The following is a 26292-nucleotide window of genomic DNA, read 5'->3' on the forward strand; positions in this document are numbered from 1 at the left end:
CTCCTGATGAGCGCGCTCGCGAACCATGCTTTTGTGAAGATGAACGGACTCGGCAACGAGATTCTGGTCGTCGATCTGCGCGACGGCGCGGCCGCTCCCACGGGCGAGGAAGCCCGCGCCATCCACGAATCCGGGCTCCGCTTCGACCAGTTGATGACGATCGAGCCCGCGCGCACCGCCGATATCGCGACGCGCATCTACAATAATGACGGCTCGCTCTCCTCGGCCTGCGGCAACGGCACCCGCTGCATCGCCTGGCTGGTCATGCAGGAGACGGGAAAGAACCGCCTCGTCATCAATTCCGACGCCGGCCCGCTGATCGCGACCGCCGGCGCCGCGCCACAGACGATCACCGTCGATATGGGCGTGCCGCGCTTCGGCTGGAACGAGATTCCGCTGGCTGAGGAGTTCCGCGACACCCGGGCGATCGAGCTCCAGATCGGCCCGATCGACGCGCCGGTCCTCCATTCGCCCTCGGTCGCCAATGTCGGCAACCCGCATGCGATCTTCTGGGTCGACGATGTCGAGGTCTACGATCTCGGCCGCTTCGGGCCGCTGCTCGAAAACCATCCGATCTTCCCCGAGCGCGCCAATATCTCGCTCGCCCATGTCACCGCGCCCGACGCGCTGACGCTGAAGGTGTGGGAGCGCGGCGCGGGCCTGACGCGCGCTTGCGGCACCGCCGCCTGCGCCGCCGCCGTTTCGGCTGCCCGCACCCGCCGCACCGATCGCTCCGTTACGGTCACGCTTCCCGGTGGTCCGCTGCACATCCTCTGGCGCGAGGAGGACGACCACATCCTGATGACCGGACCGGTCGAGACCGAATTCGAGGGGCGGTTCGATCCCGCGATCTTCGCCGGTAGCGCTGCGTGAGCGTCGAGGTCGTCACGTTCGGTTGCCGCCTCAACGCCAATGAGAGCGAGGCGATCCGCCTCGCCGCCATCGCCGCCGGTCGCGAGAATCTGATCGTCGTCAACACCTGCGCGGTGACGGCCGAGGCGACCGCCCAGGCCCGCCAGACCATCCGCAAGCTCCGCCGCCTCAACCCGCAATCCGACATCGTCGTCACCGGCTGCGCGGCGCAGGTAGAACCGGAAATGTTCGCCGCGATGGGCGAGGTCACGCAGGTCGTCGGCAACGGCGCCAAGACCCGCACCGAGACCTGGACCCCGAGCTTCGGGATGGAATCGAGCGAACGGGTCAAGGTCGACGACATCATGTCGGTGCGCGAGACCGCTCTGCATCTGATCGACGGCATGGAGGGCCTCGCGCGCGCCTTCGTGCAGGTCCAGAACGGCTGCGATCACCGCTGCACCTTCTGCATCATCCCATTCGGCCGCGGTCCCTCGCGCTCGGTGCCGATGGGCGCCGTGGTCGATCAGGTCAGGCGCCTCGTCGACAAGGGTTGCCGCGAGATCGTCCTCACCGGCGTCGACCTCACCAGCTACGGCCCCGATCTGCCGGGTGGACCGACGCTCGGCAAGCTCGTTCGCACCATCCTGAAAGCGGTCCCCGATCTGCCGCGCCTGCGCATCTCGTCCATCGACGCTGTCGAGGCCGACGACGACCTCCTGATCGCCATCGCCGAGGAAGAGCGGCTGATGCCGCACCTGCATATCTCGTTGCAAGCGGGCGACGATCTCATCCTCAAGCGCATGAAGCGCCGGCACCTGCGCGCCGATGCCATTCGTTTTTGTAATGACATTAGACACACCCGCCCCGATGTCGTCTTCGGCGCGGATTTCATCACCGGCTTCCCGACGGAAACCGAAACCCAGTTCCGAAATACCCAGACGCTCGTCGCCGAATGCGGGTTGACGCATCTCCACGTCTTCCCGTTCTCGCCGCGACCCGGAACGCCGGCCGCGCGCATGCCGCAGATCCCGCGAGAGATCGCCAAGGAGCGGGCAGCCCGCCTGCGCGCGACTGGACAGGACGCGCTGCACCGCCACCTTTCCGGAGAGATCGGCCGCCGCCGGTCGATCCTGGTCGAAAATCCTGCGACCGGCCGCACGGAGGGCTTCGCGCTGGTGAAGCTTGCACGCCCGGCCGAGACGGGCAGTGTGGTTCCGGTCACCATCGCCGGGCATGACGGCGCGAGACTGCTGGCAGCATAATGGCAGAAGAAAAGAAACCCGGCCTGTTCGGTCGTCTGTTCGGCAGCAAGCCCGCGCTCCAGCCCGAGCCGGATGTGCCTCGGCCTGAACCCGACATACCGGCACCCAGGCCCGATGAGCCGGAAATACCCGAGCCGGATTTTCCGACGCCGGATCCCGACATACCCGAACCCGGGCCGGAAGAGCCTGAACCCGAACCGGAGACGCCGGACGAGCCGCTGATCATGCGGCCTGCCATGGACGACGCTGATGCGCTTGCGCCAGAGGTCGAGGCGCCGCGCGACGGGCCGAGCTGGTTCACCCGTCTCCGCGAAGGCCTCGCGCGCACGTCCGGTCGCCTCGGCTCCGGCATCGCCGACCTGTTTACCAAAGCCAAGTTCGACGCCGCGACCCTCGATGAGCTCGAAGACCTGCTGATCCAGGCCGATCTCGGCGTCGACACCGCCCAGCGCATCACTCAGGAAGTCGGCCGCCAGCGCCACGAGCGCGGACTCGATGCGGCAGGCGTTCGTGGAGTGGTCGCGACCGAGGTCGAAAAGGCGCTCGCCGACGTCGCGAAGCCGCTCGTCGTCGACAATGCGCCGAAGCCCTTCGTCATCCTCATGGTCGGCGTCAACGGCTCTGGCAAGACGACGACCATCGGCAAGCTCGCCCAGAAATTCCGCTCCGAAGGAAAGTCCGTCTGGCTCGCCGCCGGCGATACCTTCCGCGCGGCGGCCGTCGAGCAATTGGCGGTCTGGGCCGGCCGCATCGGCGTGCCGATCGTCAAGAAGGACATCGGCGCGGACGCGTCGGGCCTCGCCTTCGAGGCGTTGGAAAAAGCCAAGGCCGCGAATGCCGACGTGCTGATGATCGACACCGCCGGCCGCCTGCAGAACCGCTCCGAACTGATGCAGGAGCTGGAGAAGATCGCCCGCGTCATCAAGAAGCTCGACGCGGACGCACCGCACGCGGTCCTGCTCGTCCTCGACGCGACCGTCGGCCAGAACGCGCTCGGCCAGGTCGAGGCGTTCCAGAAGACGGCGGGCGTCACCGGGCTCGTGATGACCAAGCTCGACGGCACGGCGCGTGGCGGCATCCTCGTCGCAGTGGCCGAGAAGTTCGGCCTGCCGATCCATTTCATCGGCGTCGGCGAAGGGGTCGTCGATCTCGAACCCTTCGACGCTCGCGATTTTGCCCGCGCACTCGTGGGCCTGGATTAGAAAATGACCATCAAGACCACAGCCGACGATACTTCGAAGAAACTCAATCCGCTGCTGAAGCTTGCATTGGAGCTCGGCCCGCTCGGCATCTTCTTCGTTTCGAATTCGAAAGCCGGCGTGTTCTGGGCGACCGGCCTGTTCATGGTCGCAACCGTTGTCTCGCTGGTCGCGTCATGGCTTCTGATCCGCCGCGTGCCGATCATGCCGCTCGTCACCGGCGTCGTCGTGCTGATCTTCGGTGGGCTGACGCTCTACCTGCAGGACGAGCACTTCATCAAGCTGAAGCCGACCATCGTGAACCTGCTCTTCGCCGGCACGCTGCTCGGTGGGCTGTTCTTCAGAAAGTCGTTTCTGGAGATCGTCTTCGATTCGGCGTTCGACCTGACCGATGAGGGATGGATGAAGCTCACCTTCCGCTGGGGCCTGTTCTTCCTGTTCCTCGCCGTCCTGAACGAGGTCGTCTGGCGAAATTTCTCGACCGACTTCTGGGTGGCATTCAAGGTCTGGGGCGTCTTCCCGCTGACCTTCCTGTTCGCGCTCTGCCAGTTCCCGCTGATCCAGCGCTACGACGCGGCAAAGGTCGACGCGGCCTCCTGAGCCGTCGTCCTCCGGCTCGACCGGAGGACCCATCGAGACTTCGCCGTATGGCATGGGATCTCCGGTCAAGCCGGAGGATGACGACCCGATCTAATTGCCCCCATCAGGAACGGTTTTCCGCCGCGACCAGCGCTTCGTTGGCGCTGGCCAGCTTCTGCCTCAGTCCCCAGCGGACGCTGCGATTCAGCGCCTGTTCGATATCGCGGTCGGATTCCATGATCTGGAGCAGCGAGCTCTTCTCGAAGGCGAGCGCGCGGATGCTGGTCTTCGCGGTCGCTGTCGCGGTGGCCGGCGTCTCGGTCATGATGCTGATCTCGCCGACGAGACTGCCGCGATCGCAGAACCCGACCGCCACGCCGTCGACCGTGATCTCGACCTCGCCGCTCGCCACGAAGAACATGTGGCTGACGAGATCGCCCTGCGTGACGAGCACCTTCTCCGGTGGCACATCGAGCCAGGCACCGGCACGGGTCAGCCGATGTGCCTGCTCCGGGCTTAGCCCGGGCACGACGTAATCGCGGAAGAGCTGCTCCTCGGCCGAGAAATGGAACGAGCGCGTCTTGTACGCCGCCAGCGCCATCTGGCCGACATTGACGGCGATCAGCGCTGCGAGCCAGGCGGCAGCGGCCTGGTTTCCGGTGCCGATCAGATGGCCGAAAATGCCGATCGCCGCCGCGGCGATGACCATCAGGCGCAACGGCACCATGCGCGTCGACAGCATGGACATGACGAGGAGCGCGTAAAAGGCGTGCTCCATCATCGTCATCGGGGCTGGCAGCGCGATTTCCTGCATGGCGCGCACACTGCCCATAGTGGGCGCGCGGGCGCAAGCCGGGAGAGTGCGCTAAAGGCCGGCCGAAGCGGTGCCGCGTTCGGCCTTGTCGATCTCGGGCAGGATGATGTCAGTGATCGCCGCTTCGGTCAGAGGGCCGATATGCTTGTAGGCGATGGTGCCGTCCTTGCCGACGATGAAGGTCTCCGGAACGCCATAGACGCCCCAGTCGATCGCCGCGCGACCCTTCTCGTCCACGCCGATCGCCGCGAAGGGATTGCCGAGGTCGCCGAGGAATTTCAGCGAGTTCGCCGGTTCGTCCTTGTAGGCGATGCCGACGAGCCGGGCCCGGCCGAGCTGCGACAGACGCAACAGCAGCGGGTGTTCGTCGCGGCACGGCGCGCACCACGACGCCCAGACATTGACGATCGTGACATGGCCCTGGGTGAGATCGGCCTTGGACAGGCCAGGCACCGGCGAGCCGTCGGCCGTCTTCAACCCGTCGAGCGGCGGCAGCGTGAACTCCGGTGCCGGCCGGCCGATCAGGGCTGAGGGGATCGTAGACGGATCGCCGGAATAGAGGCGGAAATAGAACAGCGCGACGAGCGCCGCGAACAGGACGAGGGGGATCACGACGGCCCAGCGGGCCGATCTCCTTGCGGGCTGCGACACGGGATCGGTCACTTTTTGCCTCGGTTCGGCTTGGCCGCTTCGGGTCCGAGACGCGCTTCGAGATCGGCAAGGGCCCGCCGCTGCGCCCGGTGGTCAAGCAGGCTCCAGACGATCAGGCTGATCACGGTGACGGCCGCGAACGCATAGGCCGCAATAATATAGCCGGTGTGAGGGGTCACGCGCCGCTCTCCGCCGCGCGCAGGCGCAGGCCGCGCAACCGCCGCCGCATCAGTTCCGTCCGCATCAGCAGAAGATGCAGCGTCAGGAACAAGAGCGTGAACGCGAGCGCGTTGATCAGCAGCGGAACGAGGATCGCCGGGTGGATCGTCGGTCCGTCGACACGGAACACCGAAGCGCCCTGATGCAGCGTGTTCCACCAGTCGACCGAGAACTTCACGATCGGGATGTTGACGAAGCCGACCAGCGTAAGGATCGCCACGAGCTTCGCCGCGCGGCTCGGCTCGTCGAGCGCGGCGCGCAGCGCCATGACGCCGAGATACATCAGGAAGAGGACGAGGACCGAGGTCAGCCGCGCGTCCCAGACCCACCACGTACCCCACATCGGCCGACCCCAGAGCGAGCCGGTCACGAGCGCGATCAGGGTGAACGCCGCGCCCAAAGGAGCCGCGGCCTGCGCCGCCACGTCGGCGAGCGGGTGACGCCAGACGAGGACGCCGAGGCTCGCGATCGACATCATCGTCCAGCCGAACATCGACAACCAGGCCGACGGGACGTGGATGAACATGATCCGCACCGTCTCGCCCTGCTGGTAGTCGGCGGGCGCAACGAAGAAGCCTTGCCAGAGACCGATGGCAAAGAGCACGGCCGTTGCCCCGGCGAGCCAGGGCAGGATCTTTTCCGCGATCGCGGAAAAGCGGGCGGGGTTCGCGAGAGCGATCATCGGGCGCGATGTAGACCCGCCGTCCACGGGAGGCAATGCGGCACGGTTCACGCCTGCGATGCCTTCAATGCGGCCGCGGCGGCCAGCGGGCCAAGGACGAGGCTGCCGAGCATCACCGCCAGCAGCAGCGTGAACGAAGGTCCGAACCCGCCGCCGCCCGCAATGCCCGCGGTCGCGCCGACGCCGAAGATCAGCACCGGGACGGTGAGCGGCAGGACGAGGACCGGCAGCAGTAGTCCGCCACGCTTCAGTCCCACCGTCAGCGCCGCACCGACGGCGCCAAGCAATGTCAGGGTCGGTGTGCCGACGAGGAGCGTCAGCGCGACCGTGCCGAGCGTTTCAGGGGGCAGATTGAGCATCAGGCCCAGCAGGGGCGCCGCGACCGCAAGCGGAAGTCCGGTCGCGATCCAGTGCGCGGCGGCCTTTGCCAATACGATCAGCGCGAGCGGCGACGGCGTGGTCAGCAGAAGATCGAGGCTTCCGTCCTCGGCATCCTGTCCGAACAGGCGGTCGAGGCCGATCAGCGTCGATAACAGCGCCGCGATCCAGAGCAGCGCAGGGCCGATACGCGATAGCAATACCAGGTCCGGGCCGATCGCGAACGGCGCGACCGCGATCACGCTGACGAAGAAGACGAGCGGCAGTCCGAACCCGCCGCCGGCCCGGATCGCAAGGGTGAAGTCGCGCCGCATCACGGCGATAAGCGTGCCCATCAGTGATGACGCCTGTCTCCCTCTCCCCGGTGGGGAGAGGGTCGGGGTGAGGGGAGCCTGTCGTTGCAACGACCCTCACCCGCTCGCCTGCGGCGAGTCGACTTCTCCCCGATGGGGAGAGGAAAACGCGGCGCCGTCCGCCTCATACCGCGCGCCCCAGCACCATGCGCTTCAGCTTCGGCCAGCCGAGATCGGCATGGGTCGCCGCCACGACGATGCCGCCTGCCTTCCTGTGATCGCGGACGAGATCGCCGAGCCGCGCCACGCCGTCGGTGTCGAGAGCCGTCGCCGGTTCGTCGAGTAGCCAGATCGGCCGGCCGACGCTGACCAGCCGCGCCATCGCAAGGCGCCGCCGCTGGCCGGCTGACAGGATCGAGGCGGGGAGGTCCGCGGTATGTGCGAGCCCGACAGCTTCGAGCGCATCGCCGATGGTCGCGGCCGTCCCGCCGAGCGCCTGTGTCCAGAACGAGAGGTTCTCGAGGACGGTCAAGGACCCCTTGGTTCCCTCCGAATGCCCAAGCAGGTGCACTTGCTCGGAAAGCTGGGCTTCGGGATTGCCGCCCTTGAGTTCTATCGTTCCACTCGCCGCTGGAAGCAATCCCGCCAAAGTCCGCAGCAGTGTCGACTTGCCGGCGCCGTTCGGGCCGGTGACCACAAGCGCGTCACCTGCCGACAGATTGAGCGAAATCCCAGTCAGGATAATGCGTTCGCCGCGCTCGACGACTAGGCCGGACGCGCTCAAACTGAATGCAGTTGACGATTTTTCTGCCTGTTTTGCGGTCGCCAACGCGTCCCCACTCTGGAAGGATTCGAAAGGGCTCATTATAGTCCGGTCAGGCTCGACGAATCCCGATCAAGGGGCGACCTGGTGTGTGTCATCCTCTGGCACCATCGTCGTGGAGTGCACACGCTCCCGCCGAGTGTCTGGTAAAAGGATCAGCACTCGTGTCCAAGTCATCCCTCGACAGCTTCAAATGCCGCACAACTCTGTCCGCTGGCGGCAAGACCTACACCTATTACAGCCTCGCCGCCGCTGAGAAAAATGGTCTCGACGGCATCTCGGCGCTGCCCTTCTCGATGAAGGTGCTGCTTGAGAACCTCCTGCGCATGGAAGACGGCCGCTCCGTCTCCAAGTCCGACATCGTCTCGATCAAGGACTGGCTGGTGAACCGCGGCAAGGAAGAGCGCGAGATCGCCTATCGTCCCGCGCGCGTCCTGATGCAGGACTTCACCGGCGTCCCGGCCGTCGTCGACCTCGCTGCCATGCGCGATGCGATGGTCAATCTCGGCGGCGATCCGAAGCGCATCAACCCGCTGGTGCCGGTCGATCTCGTCATCGATCATTCGGTCATCGTCAACTTCTTCGGCAACAATGCGGCCTTCGGCAAGAACGTTGAGGAGGAGTACAAGCAGAACCAGGAGCGCTACCGCTTCCTGAAATGGGGCCAGAACGCGTTCGACAATTTCCGCGTCGTCCCTCCGGGCACCGGTATCTGCCACCAGGTAAACCTCGAATATCTCTCGCAGACGGTCTGGACCAGGACGGAAGGCGGCGAGACGATCGCCTATCCCGACACATGCGTCGGCACCGACAGCCACACGACCATGGTCAACGGCCTCGGCGTGCTGGCCTGGGGCGTCGGCGGCATCGAGGCGGAGGCGGCAATGCTCGGCCAGCCGGTTTCGATGCTCATCCCCGAAGTCATCGGCTTCAAGCTGACCGGCAAGATGAACGAGGGCATCACCGCGACTGACCTCGTGCTCACGGTCACGCAGATGCTCCGCAAGAAGGGCGTCGTCGGCAAGTTCGTCGAGTTCTTCGGCCCCGGCCTCGACCATCTCTCGCTCGCCGACCGCGCGACCATCGGCAACATGGCGCCGGAATACGGCGCCACCTGCGGCTTCTTCCCGGTCGATTCCGAGACCATCGCCTATCTCGACGAGACCGGCCGTACGCCGGATCGCATCGCGCTGGTCGAGGAATACTCGAAGGCGCAGGGCATGTGGCGTCATGCCGGCACTGCCGATCCGGTGTTCACCGACGTGCTCGAACTTGACATCAGCACGGTCCTGCCGTCGCTGGCAGGCCCGAAGCGCCCGCAGGATCGTGTTCTGCTTTCCGACACCAAGTCCGGCTTCCTCACCGCGCTGGAAGGCGAGTTCAAGAAGCCGGGCGAAGCCAGGAAGCGCGTTCCGGTCGAGAACTCCTCCTTCGATCTCGGCCACGGCGACGTCACCATCGCCGCCATCACCTCGTGCACCAATACCTCAAATCCGAGCGTGCTGATCGCGGCGGGCCTGCTCGCCCGCAATGCGGTGAAGAAGGGCTTGACCTCGAAGCCGTGGGTGAAGACCTCGCTCGCGCCGGGATCGCAGGTGGTCGAAGGCTATCTCAAGGCCGCCGATCTGCAGAAGGACCTCGACGCGCTCGGCTTCAATCTCGTCGGCTTCGGCTGCACGACCTGCATCGGCAATTCCGGTCCGCTGCAGGAAGACATCTCCGAGGCGATCAACAAGAACGACCTCGTCGCGGGCGCCGTCATTTCCGGCAACCGCAACTTCGAGGGTCGCGTGAACCCGGACGTCAAGGCGAACTACCTCGCTTCGCCTCCGCTCGTCGTCGCCTATGCGATCGCCGGCTCGCTGCAGATCGACCTGACCACCGAGCCGCTCGGCACGGGATCCGATGGCCGGCCGGTCTATCTCAAGGACATCTGGCCGTCGAACCAGGAGATCGCGACCTTCATTCGCGAGAACGTCACCAAGAAGATGTTCCAGGAGAAATACGCCGACGTCTTCAAGGGTGACGAGAACTGGCAGAAGATCGCGGTGCCGGCCGGCGAGACCTATGCCTGGGACGACCGGTCGACCTACGTCCAGAACCCGCCTTACTTCGTCGGCATGGAGCGCGAGCCCTCGCCGATCACCGACATCGAGAAGGCGCGTATCCTCGGCCTCTTCCTCGATTCGATCACGACGGACCACATCTCGCCCGCCGGTTCCATCAAGGAAGCGAGCCCGGCCGGTTTCTATCTGCGCGACCATCAGGTCCGCCCGGCCGACTTCAACCAGTACGGCACGCGTCGCGGCAATCACCAGGTCATGATGCGCGGCACCTTCGCCAATATCCGCATCAAGAACCAGATGATTCCGGGCATCGAGGGCGGCGTGACGATCCACGAGCCATCGGGCGAGCAGATGCCGATGTACGACGCGGCCATGCGCTACAAGGACGAAGGGGTCCCGCTCGTCGTCTTCGCCGGCAAGGAATACGGCACCGGCTCTTCGCGCGACTGGGCGGCGAAGGGCACCGCGCTGCTCGGCATCCGCGCCGTCATCGCCGAGAGCTTCGAGCGCATCCATCGCTCGAACCTGGTCGGCATGGGCGTCGTCCCGCTCGTCTTCGGCGAAGGCGTATCGTGGAAATCGCTAGGCCTGACCGGCAAGGAGATCGTGACGATTCAGGGTCTCGCCGAGGGGCTCCAGCCGCGTCAGATCCTGACAGCCGAGATCACATGTGCGAACGGCGACGTTACCGAAGTACCGCTCGTGTGCCGCATCGATACGTTGGAAGAATTGGAATACTTCCGAAACGGCGGCATCCTTCAGTACGTGCTCAGGGGCTTGGCGGCCTGACGGTCGCGTGCTCGTGACTGGCCCGCTTCGGCGGGCCAGTTCAGAAAGATGGAATGGTACGCATCCTTGCTTGTGCCGCGACCTTTCTGCTCTTCCTGATCGCGCCGGCCAGTTCACAACCCAGGGCAGTTCTTGAACTCTTTACGAGCCAGGGCTGCCCGTCCTCGCCGAAGGCGGACGATCTCGCCAAGCGGCTCGTGCAGGACCCAAACGTTCTGGTCCTGACCTACTCGCTCGACTACTGGGATTATCTCGGCTGGAAGGACACGCTCGCTTTGCCGGGCAACAGCGCGCGCTGGCGGGCCTATGGTTTGGCGCGCGGCGACAGGCAGGTCTTCACCCCGCAGATGATCGTCAACGGCACGACGTCCACGATGGGCAGCGACAAGGCGGGGATCGAATCCGCCGTGCTCGAGGCCGAAGACCATCCGGATATGCCGATAGACATCAGGGAGCAGTCCGCGCGCATCGAGGTCAAGTTAAGCGCGCCGCCGCGTGCGGCCGAAGTCTGGATTATTGCCTATTCCTCGCAGCGGACCGTGGAGATCGCCAAGGGCGACAATGCGGGCCGCACGATCACCTATAACAATGTCGTGCGTCGCATGACGCGGCTGGGTGCGGTCAACGGCAAGCCGGCGCGCTTCCTGATCACGCGGGGCGAGGCCGTGCCCGCGGATGCCGACCGCTATCTGGTCATGGTTCAGGCGGGAACGAGCGGCATGCCGGGGCCGATCCTCGCCGCCCAGGTCGCCAGTCGCTGAATTAAGATATTGCAAAAAAGAAGGGCCGGCGAACCGGCCCTTTCAAGATCCGCATCGGATAACATCCGAGCGTTACGGTCGACCCGGTCGTCTCCGCCCCGTGGGGCTGGGGGGCTGGAAAGGGGCTTTGACGACCGGGCCCCGAGGCAACAGTGGAATCCTCTCTCCGGCGTTAGGCGCTCGCACGGCTGGAACTGGGCGAAACTGTGAAATCGAGGGGTGATTTCATGATCGCTCAAATTGTCGATTCCTCGCTCTTGCGCCCGGTGCCGGGCAGCGCAATCATATTGTCACACAGTAAGAGGTGCTGATGGGTGAAGTGATCGAACCCTCGCGTCCATTCCGGACCGCCGGAGCCCCCGTTCCGGATGTCCGGCCTTCCCACGGTTCATTCATCTCCTTCGACCGGTCCGAACTCCGCGAGATCCTGAACGTCTACGGCCGTATGGTCGCCGCCGGCGAATGGCGGGACTACGCGATCGACCAGCTGAAGGAGAAGGCGGTTTTCTCGATCTTCCGCCATATGGGCGAGGTGCCGCTGTATCGGGTGGAGAAAGACCCGAAACTCCGTACCCGCCAGGGCGCCTACTCCGTCGTCACGGCGACCGGGCTCATTCTCAAACGCGGTCATGATCTTGCTCGGGTTCTGGCGGTACTGGACAGGCGTCTGAAGCTCGTCCGGAACTAAAGGGGCCTCCAATGTCTCGCCTCTTGACACGCCGCCAGGCTCTGGCTGGCGCGCTCAGCCTGCCGTTCGTCTCCAGGGCTCTCGCAGCCGCTCCATCTCCGGAAGCCGAACTCGCCGATCTCGAAAGGCGATCAGGTGGACGCCTCGGCGTGTCCGTGCTCGATCTCGGCTCGATACGCAGGTTCGGCTACCGCCCCGATGAGCGCTTTGCGATGTGCAGCACGTTCAAGCTGCTGGCCGCCGGCTACGTGCTCGCGCGGGTTGATCGCGGCGAGGAAAGGCTGGATCGCCGCATCGTCGTCCGAGAGAGCGATCTCGTCCCTTATGCACCGGCTGTCGAGAAGCGGCTGGGCGGCGACGGCATGACGATGTCCGAGCTCTGCGACGCGGCGATCACCCTCAGCGACAATGCCGCGGCCAATCTGATTCTCGCTTCCTATGGCGGCCCGGCCGGGCTGACGGCCTATCTCCGCTCGATCGGCGACGACGTCACCCGGCTCGACCGCAATGAGCCGACGCTCAACGAGGCCACGCCCGGCGATCCCCGCGACACAACTTCACCCGCCGCCATCCTCGATACGACCCGGAAACTGGTGCTCGGCGACGCCCTATCCGCCTCATCGCGCGAGCAGCTCAAGGCCTGGCTGATCGCCAACACGACCGGCGGCGCGCGCATCCGGGCGGGCGTTCCGAAGGACTGGATCGTCGGCGACAAGACCGGGACGGGCGACAAGGCCACGTCGAACGACGTCGCCGTACTCTGGCCGCCGGGTCGCGAGCCCGTCCTGCTCACGGTCTATTTCACCGGCTCGGCGCTTTCTCGCGACACGCAGAGCAAGGTCATCGCCGACGCAGCATCGATCGTCGTGCGCGGCCTTTGATCACGTGCCCGGCTCGCGTGCCGGCGGCTCGCCGTCACCCGACCCGAGCGCGCGCTGCATCAGGACCGTATCGAGCCAGCGGCCGTGCTTGCGGCCGACCGAGCGGAACGTGCCGGTCATCTCGAACCCGGCTGCCGCGTGGACCTTGATCGACGGCGTGTTATCGCTGTCGCCGATCACCGCGATCATCTGACGGAAGCCCTTCGCCTCGGCGTCGGCGATGAGCGCGTCGAGCAAAGCGCGACCGAGGCCGCGCCCGCGAAACGGGGCGTTCAGGTAGATCGAGTTTTCGACCGTGTATCCGTAGGCCGGGCGCGGCCGATACGGGCCGGCATAGGCATAGCCGGCCACGACGCCTTCTTCTTCAGCGACGATGTAGGGAAAGCCCCCGCCGGCAATGATGTCGAAGCGACGCCTCATTTCGTCGAGGCTCGGCGGTTCGAGTTCGAAGCTTGCCGTGCCGGTGCGGACGGCCTCGGCGTAGATTTCGGTGATGGCGGGGAGGTCGTCGGGGCGGGCGTCTCGGATCATGCGCGGCACCATACAAAAAGCCCCGGACAATGCCGGGGCTTTCGTTGTTCTTTGCGTCAGATCAACGGCGGTCGCCGAAGAACTGCAGCAGCATGGTGAACAGGTTGATGAAGTCGAGGTAGAGCGACAGAGCGCCCGAAATCGCCTTCTTGCCCATCACAGTGCCGTCGTCGCCGACGAAGTACATTTCCTTGATGCGCTGCGTGTCATACGCCGTCAGGCCCGAGAAGATCAGGACGCCGACCGACGAGATGACGAACTGCATCATCGAGCTCGCCAGGAAAATGTTGACGAGCGACGCGATGATGAGGCCGATCAGGCCCATCACAAGGAACGTGCCCATCGGTCCGAGGTCACGCTTCGTGGTGTAGCCGTAGAGGCTCAGCGCGCCGAAGGCCGCGGCCGTGATGAAGAACACCCGCGCGACCGACGTCCCCGTGTAGACGAGGAAGATCGTCGAGAGCGAGAGGCCCATCAGGGCCGAGAACACCCAGAACGCGATCTGCGCACCGGACATCGACATCGAATTCAGGCGCGCACTCAGATAGAATACGGCGCCCAGCGGAGCCAGCATGACCACCCACTTCAGCGGGCTCTGGTAGAGAGCGCGGCCGAGGTCGGTGAGCGCCAGCGCGCCACCGGCATCCTGCGTCACGGCGAGCTTGAACGCTCCGATCGCCACAAGGCCGGTGATGGCCAGGCCGATCGCCATGTAGTTGTAGACGGACAGCATGTAGGACCGGAGGCCCTGGTCAATCACTCCGGCCTCGGCCCGGGCCGTACCGGCACCATACCGGGCCGTACCGTAGCGGTCGAAGTCAGCCATTGCTTTAATCCCTCATAATATCCCGCATTCTCGGCGCGGGACCTCGACGGAGAATATGGGAGGGAGAGCCGTCACAGGCAAGCGTAAGTCTACAGTATTACAGAGAGTTCATCATCCGCGTGCGGCTCAGAGCTCGCGCAGCACCGAGGCGGGCTTCAGCCCGACGAGCCGCCACGTCCCGATCAAGCCCAGGACGATCGTCAGCCCCAGAGCGAAAAGAGCCGCCGAGGCAGCGCCCGGACCGTCGAAGCTGAAGGGGACGTCCATCACCTGCACGACGACGACCCAGGCGGAGATCGTTCCGGCGATGAGGCCGAAAACGGCGGTCGCTAACCCTATGAGGAGATATTCGAGCGCGAAGGCTCCGACGATCCGCCTGCGGGTCGCGCCTAGCGTCTTCAAGATCATCGCATCGTAAACGCGGTAGCGATGGCCGGCCGCGAGCGCACCCGCGAGGACGAGCACGCTCGCGACGAGGGTGATGCCGCTGGCGACCCGGATCGCCAGCGAAAGCTTGCCGACAAGATCGCCGATCGTCTCCAGAGCGTCCTTCACCCGCACCGCGCTGACCGACGGGAAGCGGCCGGCGGAAGCCTTCAGGAGGTTCGTTTCGGTCTCCGCGCCGGTATCGTCCGGCAGGGTCAAAGTCGCGAGGAACTGATAGGGCGCTCCCGCGAATGTGTTCGGCGAGAACACCATCACGAAATTGATGCCGAGGTTTTCCCACTCGACCGTGCGGAAGTTGGCGATCTTGGCGTTGATCTGCCTGCCGAGCACGTTGACCGAGATCATGTCGCCGACCTTGAGGTCGAGTTCCGCGCCGAGCTTGTTCTCGAACGAGACGAGGTTCTCGCCCGTGTAGTCGGCCGGCCACCAGGTTCCGCCGGTAATCACGGAGTCCTTCGGCAGGGTCGCCGAAAAGGTCAGCCCCCGGTCCCCGCGCAGCACCCAGGCGGCGTCGCCTGCCGGATAGTTTTCGGTTGATTGCCCCTTCAGCCCGGTAACCCGGCCTCGCAGCATCGGCACCTGCTCGATCGTGGCGCCAGGCGCGTTCATCTGCAGGAAGGCGTTGAAGTCCTGCGCTTCCGAATTCGGGATATCGATGAAGAAGAAGGTCGGCGCTCTCTCGGGCAGATTGGCCGTCAGCTGATTGCGGATCGAGGAATCGATCAATGTCAGCGCGACGAGAAGCGCCAATCCGAGGCCGAGCGACAGCACGACCGACGGCGTCAGAGCGCCGGGGCGATGGATGTTCGCCAGCGCAAGACGCAGTTCCGCCGAGCGCGGGCGCGGCAGCCGCCGGGCGATCGCCATGATGCCGGTCGCCACGACGCGCAAAAGGGCGAAGATTGCCACCGCCGCCCCAAGGAAGATCAGCGCCACCTTCTTGTCCGCGGCCGTCACGACCATGACCGCGACGAGCGCGCCGAGCGCCAGTGCGATGAGGACCAGATAGCCGATGCGCGGCCATGACGGCTTTTCCGACAAATGATCGCGGAAAAGCGCCGTGACCGGCATGTCGTGCGCGCGGGCGAGCGGCCATAGCGCGAAGACGAAGGCGATCAGCATGCCGAACAGCGCCGCCATCGCCAGCTGTTGCGGCTGCAATTGTGCCTCGAACGGCAGCGGCAGGATCGCCCCGGCCAGCCACTGGACGAGGAACGGCATCGCGGCGCCCAGCAGCAGGCCGGCTGCCACGCCCAATCCGGCGATCATCAGGATCTGCGCGAGATAGATCTGGAAGATACGGCTGCCGGGTGCCCCAAGCGCTTTGAGGACGGCGATCGACTCCCGCCGCTTCTCGACATAGGCCGCGACCGAGTTCGCCACACCGACACCACCGACGAGGAGTGCGGTCAGGCCGACCAGCGTGAGGAACTGCGTGAAGCGGCCGATATTCTGCTCGAGCCGGTCGCTCGCCTTGTCGCGCGTCTGGATACGCCAGCCAGCGTCCGGGAACGCAGTCTTGGCATCCTCGGTGAGCTTGATCACGTCCGCATTCGAAGCGCCGTTCGGAAGCGCCACGCGATAGCTCCAGCGCACCAGGCTGCCGGGCTGGATCAGTCCGCTTGCCATCAGCGCCTCGCGGGAAACAATCAGGCGCGGCCCGAGACCGATCCCGTCGGAGAGTGCGTCCGGCTCGGTGACGAGCGCCGCGCGGACCTCGATCGTCGCCGTGCCGAGCTGCAGCCGTCCACCTGTGGTAATGCCGAGGCGGCCGAGAAGCGTGGGATCGGCGACGGCGCCGAACGCACCGTCTCGACTGGCGAGAAGCCCGCTCAGGTCTCCGCCCGGATCGGTGACGAGCTTGCCCGCAAGCGGGTATGCGCCATCGACCGCCTTCAATTCGCTCAACGCCGCGGTGCCTTCCGCGGTCCGCGCCATCGCCCGCAGCGTGGCGACCGTCGACACGGTTCCCCGGGATGCAAGCAATCCGTACTCGTCCGGGCTCGCCTCGCGGTGGACCAGCGAAAACGCCGCGTCACCGCCCAGAATGGCGCGCCCCTCACGCTCCAGCCCGTCCTGCAGTCCCTGAGCGATCGAACCGACGCCGGCGATCGAGGCGACGCCGAGTGCGAGGCACGCCACGAAGATGCGAAAGCCCGAAAGCCCATTGCGCAGCTCGCGGAGTGCGAGCTTCAGCGAAAGCAGCAGCCCCGGCGCGCGCGGGGCATCGACGAAGGCGCTCACGCGTACAAGGTCTCCTGCGCATGCTGGATTTCGCCGGACCGCATTGCGATCACCCGGTCGCATCGTTTCGCGAGCACGGGATCGTGGGTCACCAGGACGAGCGTCATGCCGCGCTCGCGCGCCTTGCGGAATATGAGGTCGGAGACGGAGGAGCCGGTCGCTCCGTCGAGATTGCCGGTCGGCTCGTCGGCGAACAGGACTTTCGGATCGGTCGACAGTGCGCGTGCGAGCGCCACGCGCTGCTGTTCGCCGCCGGAAAGCTCGGCCGGATAATGCCCTTCGCGGGCGGCGAGCCCGACATCCGCCAGTTCGGCCCGTGCCCGGTCGAAGGCGTCGGGGCGCCCCGCGAGTTCGAGCGGCACCGCTACGTTCTCGAGCGCGGTCATGGTCGGAATCAGGTGGAAGCTCTGGAAGACGACACCGATATTCCGGCCGCGAAAGCGCGCCAGCGCGTCCTCGTCGAGTGTCGTGATATCCTGCCCGAGAATGGATACTTTCCCTCGGTCCGGGCGTTCCAGACCTGCCATGACCATCAGCAGCGACGATTTCCCCGAGCCGGAAGGCCCGGTCAGCGACACCTGTTCGCCGGATTCGATCAGGAGGGATATGGTCTTGAGAATGTGGACCCGGGCAGCGCCCCGTCCGAGGCTAAGGTCAATGTCCGTCAGTCTGATCGTCATGCCATCCGCTCCGAGAGCCAAGCATATGGAGGTCCAGAAGGTGCCGCGCCAGTCGTACCGTTCCCGCGCCGTTGCGGCATTTTTGAGCGTTATCCTGCTCGCGACAGGTTTTGCCGCGCCCGCTTCCGCGAAGACGATCAAGCTCGTGGCCCTCGGAGACAGCCTGACGGCGGGCTATCAATTGCCGCCGAACGACGCATTCCCGGTGGTGCTCGAAGCCGCCCTGAAGGCGAAGGGTTGGGATGTCTCGATCGCTAATGCCGGCGTTTCCGGAGACACCGCTGCCGCCGGCGCCGCCCGCGTCGATTGGTCGATTCCGGACGACACGCAGGGCGTCATCCTCGAACTGGGCGCCAACGACGCCCTGCGGGGCCTCGATCCGGAAACGACCCGCGCCGCACTCGACGGCATCCTCGCGCGGCTGAAGGAGCGCAAGATCCCGGTCCTGCTCGCGGGGATGTATGCGCCGCGCAATATGGGCGCCGCCTATTACGAAAAGTTCGATGCGCTCTATCCAGCGCTTGCCGAGAAATACGGGCTCATGCTCTATCCGTTCTTCCTCGACGGCGTCGCCGGTCAGACCTCCCTCAATCTCGGAGATGGAATGCACCCGACGCCGGAAGGCGTGCGGGTGATCGTCGAGAAGATGCTGCCCGTCGCCGAAGATTTCCTCCGCCGGATCCAAGCCGGCACCTAACCCGAGCCCTGTCCGATGCCGCGTCTTTTCACAGCGCTCGAAGTTCCGCCCGACATCGGCGAGAGGCTCTCGTTCCTGCGCGGCGGATTGCCCGGCGCGCGCTGGATCGATGTCGAGAACTATCACATCACCTTGCGCTTTCTCGGCGACGTCGACGACCGCACGGCGCGCGATGCCGCCCAGCTCCTCGGCGGCGTGCAGCGTGATCCGATCAGCGTCACGCTCGGCGATCTCGATGCGTTCGGCGGCTCGCGTCCGCGCGCCATCATCGTCAAGGCACAGGCGACGACCGCGCTGATCGAGCTTCAGGCCGAGCACGAACGTCTCCTGCGCCGCGTCGGTCTGGCCCCGGAAAGCCGGAAATATACCCCGCACGTCACCTTGGCGCGCCTGCGCGACGTCTCGCCGCGGGCGACGGCCGACTGGCTGGCGACGCGTGGCGGCGCGCCCCGCCTGCATTTCGAGGCGAGCCGTTTCGTCCTGTTCTCCTCGCGCGCCTCGACCGGCGGCGGTCCCTATATCGTCGAGGAGAGCTATCCGCTCGGTGAAGTCGTGGAGGAGGACGAGGATGGCGATTCTCGCTGGTGACGAGCGCCGCGAGGCGCTGAGCAAGCTGCCCGACTGGAAGCCCGTCGACGGCCGGGATGCTATCGAGCGTTCGTTCCAGTTCAAGAACTTCTCGCAGGCCTTCGGCTTCATGACCCGCGTCGCGCTGGCGGCCGAGAAGATGGACCATCATCCGGAATGGTCGAACGTCTACAACAAGGTCGACATCCTGCTGACGAGCCACGATGTGAAGGGCCTGAGCGAGCGGGACATCAAGCTCGCTGGCATTATCGATCGCCTGGCCGGGACCTAAATCCCGGGTCGGCGTTTAGGGAGACACGGAGGCGCGCATGGCTCGGAAGAGGAAGGACGACGAACTGACGCGGATCGAGCAGGAGCGGGAAGTCCGCGAGGGCTTCTGGCCCAAGCTGCAGAAGTTCGCCGCGAATTTGCCCTTCGCCGAGCAGGCGCTGTCCGCCTATTACTGCGCTTTCGACCGCGAGACGCCCAACAGCGTCCGCTTCACGCTGATTGGCGCGCTCGCCTATTTCGTCCTGCCGATGGACGCCATTCCGGACATCTTGCCGCTGCTCGGATTCGCCGACGATGCCGGCGTCCTGTCGGCCGCCCTGGTCGCCGTCGGCTCGAACATCAAGGAAAGCCACCGGGTCGCCGCGAGGGCGTCGCTTGAGCGCCTTCGCACAGGGGAAACGGCGTAGCCGGAAGCTCCTGGGGACACGTCCAAAGGTTAGCAACCGGTTTCCAAATTCCGCCAATTTTTACCATTTCTTCGTAATTGCGGTCGCATGCTCGCGCCGCGGGGCACTGATTCCTCCGCCGCTTTTCACGCCTGCCGGCTCCGGCCGGCCTGATTGGATATTGCGACCCATGATCGCTCGCCGCCTGTTCCTTTCGCTGTTCCTCACGGCGCTCGCCCCCGACGTGTCGGGCGCGCAGGGAGCGCAACAACTGCTCGGCCAGTTCACCGACTGGGCCGCCTATTCGGCCACCGCCGGCAACGGCAAGGTCTGCTTCGTCATCTCGCAGCCCAAGAGCCGCGCGCCGGAAGGCCTGAACCGCGACCCGGCCTATTTCTTCATTTCGCACCGCCCCGCCGAACGCGTCCGTAACGAAGTCAGCGTCCAGATCGGCTTTCCGCTTCGCGCCGGTTCGACAATGGACCTCACGGTTGGTTCCGACACGTTCTCTCTTGTGACCCAGGACCAGCGCGGCTGGTCCAACGGCCAGGACGATTCCCGCATCGTCGAGGCGATGCGCGGCGGTTCGGACATGACCGTGAAAGGCACGTCGGGACGCGGCAATGTCACGACCGACACCTATTCCCTCAGGGGAATCTCGGCCGCGATGGACCGCATCAACTCAGAGTGCCGCTGAGCCTTCCACCGAGGAGTAAAGTCCTAGATTTTTAGGGGCTTTTCGGAACCTCGATTAGTGTGACGGGTTCTCCCGAGGGTTGGAAGACCAGGGAGAGTCTCGATGACAAACAAGATTTTCGCGACAACTTTTGCTGCCGCTATGCTGCTCGGATCGGCAGCGTTCGCCCAGACGAATAATCAGAACATCGATCCAGCGAACCCGCGGGCCAATATACCGGAAACCGATTGCCCGGCCGGCACGAACTGCCGCAACGCCTCTCCGGAGATGAAGGGATCCAGCGATGCGCCGGGTGAGCAGGGTCGCAGCTCGACGACCGGTACGCCAGGCACAGGCACCGGCACGGGCGCGGGCGCAGGCGCCGGTGGCGGAGCAGGTGCCGGGGCCGGCGGTGGCGCTGGTGGTTCCGGCGGAGCCGGTGGCGGAAACAACTAATTTCTGACGCGCCATTTCGGGGCCGTTGCCTGTCCGGGCGGCGGCCTCGTGCTTTTTGGGCCGCGATGGGCTATATGACGCCCATGCTTGCCGTCGCAGAACCCATGCCCGCAATTGCGGAGAAGCCCTCGCTTGTCGGGCTGAGCCGTTTGGAACTTTCCGAAGCCCTCGGTCTCGCCGGAGTGCCCGAGCGCGAACGACGCATGCGCACGACCCAGATCTGGCACTGGATCTACCATCGCGGCGCCAGCGATTTCTCGGCGATGACGAACATGTCGAAGGCGCTGCGCACGGCGCTGGAAGAGGTCTTCACGCTGACCCGTCCGGAAGTCGTTTCGGAGCAGATTTCCGTCGACGGCACTCGCAAATGGCTGATCCTCCTGCCGGCTCGTCCGGACGACCGCCGTCCGCATGAGGTCGAGGCCGTCTACATTCCCGAGGCCGACCGCGGCACGCTCTGCGTCTCCAGCCAGGTCGGCTGCACGCTCGCCTGCACCTTCTGCCATACCGGCACGCAAACGCTCGTCCGTAACCTGACCGCCGCCGAGATCGTCGCGCAGCTCATCGTTGCCCGCGACCGCATCGGCGACTGGCCGGGACAGACGCGCGCGACGGACGGCCTGATCCCGGATGCCGAGCGCGCGGTGACGAACATCGTCTTCATGGGCATGGGCGAGCCGCTCTACAATTTCGACGCCGTGAAGCAGGCGATCGAGGTGATGTCGGACGGCGAGGGACTCAGCCTGTCGCGCCGCCGGATCACGGTGTCGACCTCCGGCGTTGTGCCGATGATCGAGAAGCTCGGCGCCGAAAGCGGCCCGATGCTGGCGATTTCACTGCACGCGACGAACGACCCGCTCCGCAACGAGCTTGTTCCACTGAACAAGAAATATCCGATCGCCGAACTGCTTGAGGCCTGCCGGACCTATCCCGGCGTCTCCAACGCCCGCCGCATCACCTTTGAATACGTGATGCTGAAGGGCATCAACGACTCTGACGCCGAGGCTCGCAAGCTCGTCTCGCTGCTGAAGGGCATTCCGGCGAAGATCAACCTGATCCCGTTCAATCCCTGGCCCGGCACGCGCTATGAATGCTCGGACTGGGAGCGGATCGAGGCCTTCTCGGAGATCGTCTTCCGCGCGGGCTATGCCTCGCCGGTCCGCACGCCGCGTGGCCGCGACATCCTCGCCGCTTGCGGCCAGCTGAAATCGGCCACGGAACGGCTCCGGGCAAAGGATCGCATGGCGGCGGCTGCGGTCGCGGCCGAGTGACCATCCTTCTCCGCCTGTTTCTGATCCCCGTCGGCTATTTCGGGGCGGTGTTCATGTCCGCGTCGCTTATCGCGGCCATCGAGTGGATTCGCGCCTACGGTCCGGTGGCCGACGACGCGGCGGCCCTGGCGGCGACTACGATCGTCGTCGTCACCGACTGGATATTCCTCTTCGCGATCATCGGGTATGCGGCGGCGCTGCCGAGCCTCGTCGTCGTGGCTCTCGCCGAGATCACCGCGCAGCGCAGCGCTCTGTTCTTCTGCGGCGCGGGTCTCGCCGTCGCATTTGCCGTGAGTCGCATCATGGATGTGGGCGGCGACAATCCAGCCGTTCCGCACGAGCCCTCGATCATCGCCGCTGCCGGTCTCGCGGGCGGGCTGGCCTATTGGGTTTCCTCGGGACGCTGGTCCGGGTTTCGCCGTCCGGTGGAACCGGTCAAAGGCTGATCTCGTTTTCAGCGTCATGCTTCCGGTGTAGAGGAAGCGTTGGATTACCTCGGGAGGGTTCACGATGGCCTTGTCATTCGCTCGTCTGCGCGCGCTCGCCGCCGCGGTCATCCTCGGTGGCATGGTCGCCGGCTGCGGCGTCAACACCATCCCGACGCTCGAAGAGCAGGCCAAGGCCCAGTGGAGCGAGGTTCAGAATCAGTACCAGCGTCGCGCCGAATTGATCCCGAACCTCGTCGAGACGGTTAAGGGCTTCGCCGCCCAGGAGCGCGAGACGCTGACGGCCGTCATCGAGGCGCGCGCGAAGGCGACCCAGATCACCGTGAATACCGATCAGTTGACCGACCCGGCCGCCCTCCAGCGCTTCCAGGATGCGCAGGCCCAGCTCTCGGGGGCGCTCGGTCGCCTGCTCGCCGTCAGCGAGAACTATCCCGAGCTCAAGTCGAACCAGAACTTTCTCGCTTTGCAGTCGCAGCTCGAAGGCACCGAGAACCGCATCGCCGTCTCCCGCCGCGACTACATCCAGGCGGTCCAGGCCTACAACACCGAGGTCCGCACCTTCCCCGGCCGCCTCTGGGCGCTCGTCTACAGCGCGCAGCCGATGGCGACGTTCGCGACAAGTGAGCAGAACCAGACCGCGCCGACGGTGAAGTTTTAATGATCCGGCCGTCGTCCTCCGGCTTGACCGGAGGACCCAAGCAGCGCTTCGGGTGGATCCTCCGGTCAAGCCGGAGGATGGCGGCCTCGATTATTCTCGCCTTTGTCGTTCTGGGTGGCTCACCTCTCCAGGCCGCCGAGCCGACCTTTCCCGCCCTGACCAGTCGCGTTGTCGACGACGCCGGCATCCTCGACATCCAGACCGAGGCCGAGCTCGACACCAAGCTCGCCGAGCTCGAGAAGAAGACGACGATCCAGCTCGTCGTCGCGACCCTCAAATCCCTGCAGGACTACGACATCGCCGATTATGGCTATCGTCTCGGTCGTGCCTGGGGCGTCGGCCAGAAGAAGGACAACAGCGGCGCGATCCTGATCGTCGCGCCGAACGAGCGGAAGGTCCGCATCGAAGTCGGCTACGGCCTCGAAGGCATTCTGACCGATGCGATGACTAAGCTCGTCATTGAGAACGCCATCCTGCCCCGCTTCCGCGCCAACGACTTCGCGGGTGGCGTCACGCGTGGCGTGGACGATCTCGTCCAGGTTCTGGAGGGCGATCCTGACTATGCCCGCCGCGCCGAGGAGGTGAAGGAGGGCGAGCGCGCCACCGACGATGCCGATTTCGGCTTCAACATCTTCATGGCGCTGCTGATCTGCTTCTTCGTCTTCCAGCTTCTGTATGGCAGCCGCCGCAGGCGGCGCCGTCGCGGTTCGCTGCCCTGGATCATCGGCGGCGGCAGCGGCTCGTCAGGAGGCTGGTCGTCTGGAGGCGGCTGGTCCTCCGGCGGCTTTGGTGGCGGAGGCTTCGGTGGCGGCGGTGGTGGTTTCAGCGGTGGCGGCGGCTCGTTCGGCGGAGGCGGCTCCTCGGGGAGCTGGTGATCAGATGACGCCGAGCCTCAACGCGGAAGAAGCGGGCCGCATCTCGCAGGCCATCGAACAGGCCGAGACCAACACATCCGGCGAGCTCTTCGTCGTCGTTGCGCGGCAGGCCGACGATTATCGCCTGGTGCCTGTCCTATGGGCGGCGCTGGCTGCCCTGATCGTCGCCTGGCCGCTCCATCTGTTCACGACTTGGGGCATGGGCCTGATCCTGACCATCCAGGGGTTCGTCTTCGTCCTTCTGGCCGCTGCTCTCTATCCCCTGAAAGCCAGATTGCGTGTCATCCCGCCGGCCTTGGCCGAGGATGAGGTCGAGCGCGCAGCCTATGAGCAATTCCTGTCCCACGGGATCCATCTCACCGAAGCCCGAACCGGCGTCCTGATCTACGTCGCTCTCGCCGAACACCGCGTCGAGATCGTCGCCGACACCGGCATTGCCGCGAAGGTCGAGCAGCCCGAATGGGACGCGATCGCCGCCGAGATCGTGACGGCCGCGAAATCGCGCGACCTCGCCTCCGGTCTGGTGCAGGCCGTAAAGCATTCCGGCGAACTCCTCGCCCGCCATTTCCCGCCCTCGGCTGGCGACCGCAACGAGCTTCCGAATAAGCTCGTCCAGATCTGAGTCGGAGTGGGTTTGATGAGAGCAGGGCGCGCGGGGATCCTTGGCTGGATCCTGTTCGATTTCGCCGCCCAGCCTGTCTTCACCCTGATCACCACCTTCATCTTCGCGCCGTTCTTCGCCTCGCGCGTGGCCGCCAATGCGGTCGAAGGGCAGGCGCTCTGGGGCTGGGCGACGGCCGTGGCGGGCCTGATCATTGCGGTCCTGTCGCCCGTGCTCGGCGCGGTGGCGGACGCGGCTGGGCATCGCAAGCCCTGGATATTCATTTTCTCCGTCCTGCTCTTCGTTGGTGCGTTCACGCTTTGGTGGGCGGAACCCGGCATGCCCTATGCGGTGCCGCTCGCGATGTTCGCCTTCGCGCTGACGACGATCGGCGCTGAATTCGCGACCGTTTTCACCAATGCGATGATGCCGAGCCTCGTGCCGCAGCAGGAACTCGGCCGCCTGTCCGGCACCGGCTGGGCAATGGGCTATGTCGGCGGCTTGCTCAGTCTGGTATTAATGCTGGCGCTGATCGTCGGAAGCCCCGAGACCGGCAGGACACTCGCCGGGCTGATGCCGCTCTTCGGCCTCGACCCGCAGACGGGCGAGGGTGATCGCGCTTCCGGCCCGCTGTCCGCCCTCTGGTATCTGATCTTCGTCCTGCCGCTCTTCCTGTTCACGCCGGACCTGCCGAAAGGCCTGCCGATCTCGACGGCGGTCCATGCCGGTCTAGCCAATCTTCGCGCCACGATCCTCGCCGTCCGGGAGCACCGGAACACGCTGATCTATCTAATCGCCCACATGATCTATGCCGATGGGCTGGTCGGCCTGTTCGCCTTCGGCGGCATCTATGCGTCGGGCATTTTCGGCTGGGCGACGACCGAGATCGGCGCGTTCGGCATTCTCCTGACCATCACTGGAGCAATCGGCGCGTTCACCGGTGGCAGGCTCGACGACCGCTTCGGACCGCGCCCCGTGGTGCTCTGTTCGCTCGCGGTTCTGATGGTCGCCAGTCTCGGCATCCTCTCGACGACATCAAGCAGCGTGCTCTTCGGCATACCGGTTGCGCCGCCCGTAGCCGGTGACGGATTGTTCGCATCCGCGGCGGAGCGGTTCTATCTGTTCTGTGGCGTGCTGATCGGCATGGTCGCGGGCCCGTTGCAGGCGGCGTCGCGCACGCTTCTCGTCCGCGTGTCCCCGCCGGACAACATCACCCAGTTCTTCGGGCTTTATGCCCTGGCAGGCAGGGTGACGAGCTTCCTCTGTCCGGCTCTCGTCGGTACGGTCACCGCGCTCGCGGCAAGCCAGCGCGCCGGTGTCAGCGTCATTATGCTGTTCTTTGCAGTGGGAGCTTTGGTGCTGACCGCCGTGAAAGTGCCCGGCGCGAAGCGGGCCTGATCAGCAGATCGTGATTAGCGGAAGTCTTTGACGACGACAACGACGGAATCGACCGGAGCGGTCTTGGTCAGGTCGTGAGCGGTGTCGATGCGATGGGGAATACGGGGTTCAGCGACCACCGAACCGGTGTCGGGCGAAAGCGGCGCCAGAGCGGCTCCGAGAAGCAGCGCGAATACAAAGCCGCGCGTCATACGCACCGGAACGATTCGCATTCGACCCCCTCTTCACGTCCCATCCCCAGATGGGAAGCCCCCAAGCCCGGCGAACTTTGTAGACAGGCAGTCCCAGCCTGTCACCCCCGT

Annotated in this window: 31 protein-coding genes; 20 read left to right on the forward strand and 11 right to left on the reverse strand. The window is 65.4% G+C overall.

What is annotated here, in order from left to right:
- The first annotated feature begins 6 nt into the window (after positions 1–6).
- The 4 genes from dapF to ACFPFW_RS17775 are packed head-to-tail and all read left to right on the forward strand — an operon-like array spanning position 7 to position 3916.
- Complete coding sequence (gene dapF / locus ACFPFW_RS17760) at positions 7–873, forward strand: diaminopimelate epimerase (protein WP_114957821.1); 867 nt, start codon at positions 7–9, stop codon at positions 871–873.
- Entirely contained in the window at positions 870–2117 is a 1248-nt protein-coding gene (mtaB, locus tag ACFPFW_RS17765; RefSeq protein WP_114957820.1) for a tRNA (N(6)-L-threonylcarbamoyladenosine(37)-C(2))-methylthiotransferase MtaB, read from the forward strand. The genes dapF and mtaB overlap by 4 nt, the downstream gene beginning before the upstream one ends.
- On the forward strand, positions 2117–3319 hold the full coding sequence (gene ftsY / locus ACFPFW_RS17770) for a signal recognition particle-docking protein FtsY (RefSeq protein WP_114957819.1): 1203 nt from the start codon (positions 2117–2119) through the stop codon (positions 3317–3319). The genes mtaB and ftsY overlap by 1 nt, the downstream gene beginning before the upstream one ends.
- A 3-nt stretch (positions 3320–3322) precedes the next feature.
- Positions 3323–3916, forward strand: coding sequence for a septation protein A (locus ACFPFW_RS17775; RefSeq protein WP_114957818.1), 594 nt, complete (start codon positions 3323–3325; stop codon positions 3914–3916).
- A gap of 103 nt (positions 3917–4019) precedes the next feature.
- On the opposite strand, the gene ACFPFW_RS17780 is transcribed toward ACFPFW_RS17775, so the two are convergent.
- The 6 genes from ACFPFW_RS17780 to ccmA form a co-directional block, all read right to left on the reverse strand.
- The gene (locus ACFPFW_RS17780; RefSeq protein WP_114957817.1) at positions 4020–4727 is read right to left on the reverse strand and encodes a cyclic nucleotide-binding domain-containing protein; all 708 of its coding nucleotides are present in this window, start codon (positions 4725–4727) and stop codon (positions 4020–4022) included.
- Between the two features lie 33 nt (positions 4728–4760).
- Positions 4761–5372, reverse strand: coding sequence for a DsbE family thiol:disulfide interchange protein (locus ACFPFW_RS17785; RefSeq protein ID WP_114957816.1), 612 nt, complete (start codon positions 5370–5372; stop codon positions 4761–4763).
- Positions 5369–5539: a heme exporter protein CcmD gene (gene ccmD, locus ACFPFW_RS17790; protein WP_114957815.1), complete on the reverse strand. Its 171-nt coding sequence runs from the start codon at positions 5537–5539 to the stop codon at positions 5369–5371. The genes ACFPFW_RS17785 and ccmD overlap by 4 nt, the downstream gene beginning before the upstream one ends.
- Positions 5536–6261 carry a heme ABC transporter permease gene (locus tag ACFPFW_RS17795; RefSeq protein ID WP_114957814.1) on the reverse strand — a complete coding sequence of 242 codons (726 nt, stop codon included), beginning with the start codon at positions 6259–6261 and terminating at the stop codon, positions 5536–5538. The genes ccmD and ACFPFW_RS17795 overlap by 4 nt, the downstream gene beginning before the upstream one ends.
- A 47-nt stretch (positions 6262–6308) precedes the next feature.
- Positions 6309–6974 (reverse strand): heme exporter protein CcmB, encoded by a 666-nt coding sequence (ccmB, locus tag ACFPFW_RS17800; protein ID WP_114957813.1) that lies wholly within the window; start codon positions 6972–6974, stop codon positions 6309–6311.
- Positions 6975–7116: 142 nt separating this feature from the next.
- Positions 7117–7716 (reverse strand): heme ABC exporter ATP-binding protein CcmA, encoded by a 600-nt coding sequence (gene ccmA, locus ACFPFW_RS17805; RefSeq protein ID WP_379771741.1) that lies wholly within the window; start codon positions 7714–7716, stop codon positions 7117–7119.
- 203 nt (positions 7717–7919) lie between these two features.
- Here ccmA and acnA point away from each other — a divergent pair, with 203 nt between their 5' ends.
- From acnA to bla, 4 genes are all read left to right on the forward strand, one after another.
- Positions 7920–10610 (forward strand): aconitate hydratase AcnA, encoded by a 2691-nt coding sequence (gene acnA / locus ACFPFW_RS17810; protein ID WP_114957811.1) that lies wholly within the window; start codon positions 7920–7922, stop codon positions 10608–10610.
- A 53-nt stretch (positions 10611–10663) separates the two neighbouring features.
- Positions 10664–11371 (forward strand): DUF1223 domain-containing protein, encoded by a 708-nt coding sequence (locus ACFPFW_RS17815; protein ID WP_114957810.1) that lies wholly within the window; start codon positions 10664–10666, stop codon positions 11369–11371.
- A 310-nt stretch (positions 11372–11681) separates the two neighbouring features.
- Positions 11682–12059 (forward strand): DUF2794 domain-containing protein, encoded by a 378-nt coding sequence (locus ACFPFW_RS17820; protein ID WP_114957809.1) that lies wholly within the window; start codon positions 11682–11684, stop codon positions 12057–12059.
- Between the two features lie 11 nt (positions 12060–12070).
- On the forward strand, positions 12071–12940 hold the full coding sequence (bla, locus tag ACFPFW_RS17825; protein WP_114957808.1) for a class A beta-lactamase: 870 nt from the start codon (positions 12071–12073) through the stop codon (positions 12938–12940).
- Here the strand turns inward: bla and ACFPFW_RS17830 are convergent, their stop codons facing one another.
- The 4 genes from ACFPFW_RS17830 to ACFPFW_RS17845 all read right to left on the reverse strand — a co-directional run bounded on the left by ACFPFW_RS17830 (position 12941) and on the right by ACFPFW_RS17845 (position 17668).
- Positions 12941–13483 (reverse strand): GNAT family N-acetyltransferase, encoded by a 543-nt coding sequence (locus ACFPFW_RS17830; RefSeq protein WP_114957807.1) that lies wholly within the window; start codon positions 13481–13483, stop codon positions 12941–12943.
- A 49-nt stretch (positions 13484–13532) separates the two neighbouring features.
- Positions 13533–14297 (reverse strand): Bax inhibitor-1/YccA family protein, encoded by a 765-nt coding sequence (locus ACFPFW_RS17835; protein ID WP_114957806.1) that lies wholly within the window; start codon positions 14295–14297, stop codon positions 13533–13535.
- 126 nt (positions 14298–14423) lie between these two features.
- Positions 14424–16988 (reverse strand): ABC transporter permease, encoded by a 2565-nt coding sequence (locus ACFPFW_RS17840; RefSeq protein ID WP_379771744.1) that lies wholly within the window; start codon positions 16986–16988, stop codon positions 14424–14426.
- Positions 16985–17668 (reverse strand): ABC transporter ATP-binding protein, encoded by a 684-nt coding sequence (locus tag ACFPFW_RS17845; RefSeq protein ID WP_114957804.1) that lies wholly within the window; start codon positions 17666–17668, stop codon positions 16985–16987. Before ACFPFW_RS17845 ends, ACFPFW_RS17840 begins: the two co-directional genes overlap by 4 nt.
- A gap of 25 nt (positions 17669–17693) precedes the next feature.
- Here ACFPFW_RS17845 and ACFPFW_RS17850 point away from each other — a divergent pair, with 25 nt between their 5' ends.
- The 12 genes from ACFPFW_RS17850 to ACFPFW_RS17905 all read left to right on the forward strand — a co-directional run bounded on the left by ACFPFW_RS17850 (position 17694) and on the right by ACFPFW_RS17905 (position 25990).
- Positions 17694–18365, forward strand: a complete 672-nt coding sequence (locus ACFPFW_RS17850; RefSeq protein ID WP_114957803.1) for an arylesterase — start codon at positions 17694–17696, stop codon at positions 18363–18365.
- 15 nt (positions 18366–18380) lie between these two features.
- Positions 18381–18953 carry an RNA 2',3'-cyclic phosphodiesterase gene (thpR, locus tag ACFPFW_RS17855; protein WP_114957802.1) on the forward strand — a complete coding sequence of 191 codons (573 nt, stop codon included), beginning with the start codon at positions 18381–18383 and terminating at the stop codon, positions 18951–18953.
- Positions 18934–19224 carry a 4a-hydroxytetrahydrobiopterin dehydratase gene (locus tag ACFPFW_RS17860; RefSeq protein ID WP_114957801.1) on the forward strand — a complete coding sequence of 97 codons (291 nt, stop codon included), beginning with the start codon at positions 18934–18936 and terminating at the stop codon, positions 19222–19224. The genes thpR and ACFPFW_RS17860 overlap by 20 nt, the downstream gene beginning before the upstream one ends.
- A gap of 37 nt (positions 19225–19261) precedes the next feature.
- The gene (locus ACFPFW_RS17865) at positions 19262–19630 is read left to right on the forward strand and encodes a YkvA family protein (RefSeq protein ID WP_114957800.1); all 369 of its coding nucleotides are present in this window, start codon (positions 19262–19264) and stop codon (positions 19628–19630) included.
- A gap of 169 nt (positions 19631–19799) precedes the next feature.
- Positions 19800–20306, forward strand: a complete 507-nt coding sequence (locus ACFPFW_RS17870) for an invasion associated locus B family protein (RefSeq protein ID WP_114957799.1) — start codon at positions 19800–19802, stop codon at positions 20304–20306.
- A 102-nt stretch (positions 20307–20408) separates the two neighbouring features.
- Positions 20409–20741: a hypothetical protein gene (locus ACFPFW_RS17875; protein ID WP_379771747.1), complete on the forward strand. Its 333-nt coding sequence runs from the start codon at positions 20409–20411 to the stop codon at positions 20739–20741.
- 104 nt (positions 20742–20845) lie between these two features.
- Positions 20846–22012: a dual-specificity RNA methyltransferase RlmN gene (rlmN, locus tag ACFPFW_RS17880; RefSeq protein WP_379771749.1), complete on the forward strand. Its 1167-nt coding sequence runs from the start codon at positions 20846–20848 to the stop codon at positions 22010–22012.
- Positions 22009–22458, forward strand: a complete 450-nt coding sequence (locus ACFPFW_RS17885) for a hypothetical protein (RefSeq protein WP_114957797.1) — start codon at positions 22009–22011, stop codon at positions 22456–22458. Before rlmN ends, ACFPFW_RS17885 begins: the two co-directional genes overlap by 4 nt.
- Before the next feature lie 64 nt (positions 22459–22522).
- Positions 22523–23116, forward strand: coding sequence for a LemA family protein (locus ACFPFW_RS17890; protein ID WP_114957796.1), 594 nt, complete (start codon positions 22523–22525; stop codon positions 23114–23116).
- A gap of 77 nt (positions 23117–23193) precedes the next feature.
- Complete coding sequence (locus ACFPFW_RS17895) at positions 23194–23991, forward strand: TPM domain-containing protein (protein WP_114957795.1); 798 nt, start codon at positions 23194–23196, stop codon at positions 23989–23991.
- A 4-nt stretch (positions 23992–23995) separates the two neighbouring features.
- Complete coding sequence (locus tag ACFPFW_RS17900; protein WP_114957794.1) at positions 23996–24613, forward strand: TPM domain-containing protein; 618 nt, start codon at positions 23996–23998, stop codon at positions 24611–24613.
- A gap of 15 nt (positions 24614–24628) precedes the next feature.
- Positions 24629–25990: an MFS transporter gene (locus ACFPFW_RS17905; RefSeq protein WP_114957793.1), complete on the forward strand. Its 1362-nt coding sequence runs from the start codon at positions 24629–24631 to the stop codon at positions 25988–25990.
- Between the two features lie 14 nt (positions 25991–26004).
- Here ACFPFW_RS17905 and ACFPFW_RS17910 read toward each other — a convergent pair whose 3' ends face one another.
- On the reverse strand, positions 26005–26202 hold the full coding sequence (locus tag ACFPFW_RS17910; RefSeq protein ID WP_114957792.1) for a hypothetical protein: 198 nt from the start codon (positions 26200–26202) through the stop codon (positions 26005–26007).
- Between the last annotated feature and the right edge of the window lie 90 nt (positions 26203–26292).

The sequence above is a fragment of the Flaviflagellibacter deserti genome (assembly GCF_042652085.1).
In the GTDB taxonomy this organism is placed as follows: Bacteria; Pseudomonadota; Alphaproteobacteria; order Rhizobiales; family Methylopilaceae; genus Flaviflagellibacter; species Flaviflagellibacter deserti.

Excerpts from the sequence above, each read along its gene's own strand:
- ACFPFW_RS17870 (WP_114957799.1), top strand. The coding sequence starts at position 19,800 with ATGATCGCTCGCCGCCTGTTCCTTTCGCTGTTCCTCACGGCGCTCGCC.
- ACFPFW_RS17820 (WP_114957809.1), top strand. The coding sequence starts at position 11,682 with ATGGGTGAAGTGATCGAACCCTCGCGTCCATTCCGGACCGCCGGAGCC.
- rlmN (WP_379771749.1), top strand. The coding sequence starts at position 20,846 with ATGCCCGCAATTGCGGAGAAGCCCTCGCTTGTCGGGCTGAGCCGTTTG.
- ccmB (WP_114957813.1), bottom strand. The coding sequence starts at position 6,974 with ATGGGCACGCTTATCGCCGTGATGCGGCGCGACTTCACCCTTGCGATC.
- ACFPFW_RS17895 (WP_114957795.1), top strand. The coding sequence starts at position 23,194 with ATGGCGGCCTCGATTATTCTCGCCTTTGTCGTTCTGGGTGGCTCACCT.
- ACFPFW_RS17910 (WP_114957792.1), bottom strand. The coding sequence starts at position 26,202 with ATGCGAATCGTTCCGGTGCGTATGACGCGCGGCTTTGTATTCGCGCTG.
- dapF (WP_114957821.1), top strand. The coding sequence starts at position 7 with ATGAGCGCGCTCGCGAACCATGCTTTTGTGAAGATGAACGGACTCGGC.
- ACFPFW_RS17780 (WP_114957817.1), bottom strand. The coding sequence starts at position 4,727 with ATGGGCAGTGTGCGCGCCATGCAGGAAATCGCGCTGCCAGCCCCGATG.
- ACFPFW_RS17875 (WP_379771747.1), top strand. The coding sequence starts at position 20,409 with ATGACAAACAAGATTTTCGCGACAACTTTTGCTGCCGCTATGCTGCTC.
- ACFPFW_RS17815 (WP_114957810.1), top strand. The coding sequence starts at position 10,664 with ATGGTACGCATCCTTGCTTGTGCCGCGACCTTTCTGCTCTTCCTGATC.
- ftsY (WP_114957819.1), top strand. The coding sequence starts at position 2,117 with ATGGCAGAAGAAAAGAAACCCGGCCTGTTCGGTCGTCTGTTCGGCAGC.
- ACFPFW_RS17905 (WP_114957793.1), top strand. The coding sequence starts at position 24,629 with ATGAGAGCAGGGCGCGCGGGGATCCTTGGCTGGATCCTGTTCGATTTC.
- ACFPFW_RS17865 (WP_114957800.1), top strand. The coding sequence starts at position 19,262 with ATGGCTCGGAAGAGGAAGGACGACGAACTGACGCGGATCGAGCAGGAG.
- ACFPFW_RS17860 (WP_114957801.1), top strand. The coding sequence starts at position 18,934 with ATGGCGATTCTCGCTGGTGACGAGCGCCGCGAGGCGCTGAGCAAGCTG.
- ACFPFW_RS17845 (WP_114957804.1), bottom strand. The coding sequence starts at position 17,668 with ATGACGATCAGACTGACGGACATTGACCTTAGCCTCGGACGGGGCGCT.
- ACFPFW_RS17900 (WP_114957794.1), top strand. The coding sequence starts at position 23,996 with ATGACGCCGAGCCTCAACGCGGAAGAAGCGGGCCGCATCTCGCAGGCC.
- ACFPFW_RS17795 (WP_114957814.1), bottom strand. The coding sequence starts at position 6,261 with ATGATCGCTCTCGCGAACCCCGCCCGCTTTTCCGCGATCGCGGAAAAG.
- ACFPFW_RS17835 (WP_114957806.1), bottom strand. The coding sequence starts at position 14,297 with ATGGCTGACTTCGACCGCTACGGTACGGCCCGGTATGGTGCCGGTACG.
- ACFPFW_RS17890 (WP_114957796.1), top strand. The coding sequence starts at position 22,523 with ATGGCCTTGTCATTCGCTCGTCTGCGCGCGCTCGCCGCCGCGGTCATC.
- bla (WP_114957808.1), top strand. The coding sequence starts at position 12,071 with ATGTCTCGCCTCTTGACACGCCGCCAGGCTCTGGCTGGCGCGCTCAGC.
- ACFPFW_RS17850 (WP_114957803.1), top strand. The coding sequence starts at position 17,694 with ATGGAGGTCCAGAAGGTGCCGCGCCAGTCGTACCGTTCCCGCGCCGTT.
- thpR (WP_114957802.1), top strand. The coding sequence starts at position 18,381 with ATGCCGCGTCTTTTCACAGCGCTCGAAGTTCCGCCCGACATCGGCGAG.
- ACFPFW_RS17830 (WP_114957807.1), bottom strand. The coding sequence starts at position 13,483 with ATGGTGCCGCGCATGATCCGAGACGCCCGCCCCGACGACCTCCCCGCC.
- ACFPFW_RS17775 (WP_114957818.1), top strand. The coding sequence starts at position 3,323 with ATGACCATCAAGACCACAGCCGACGATACTTCGAAGAAACTCAATCCG.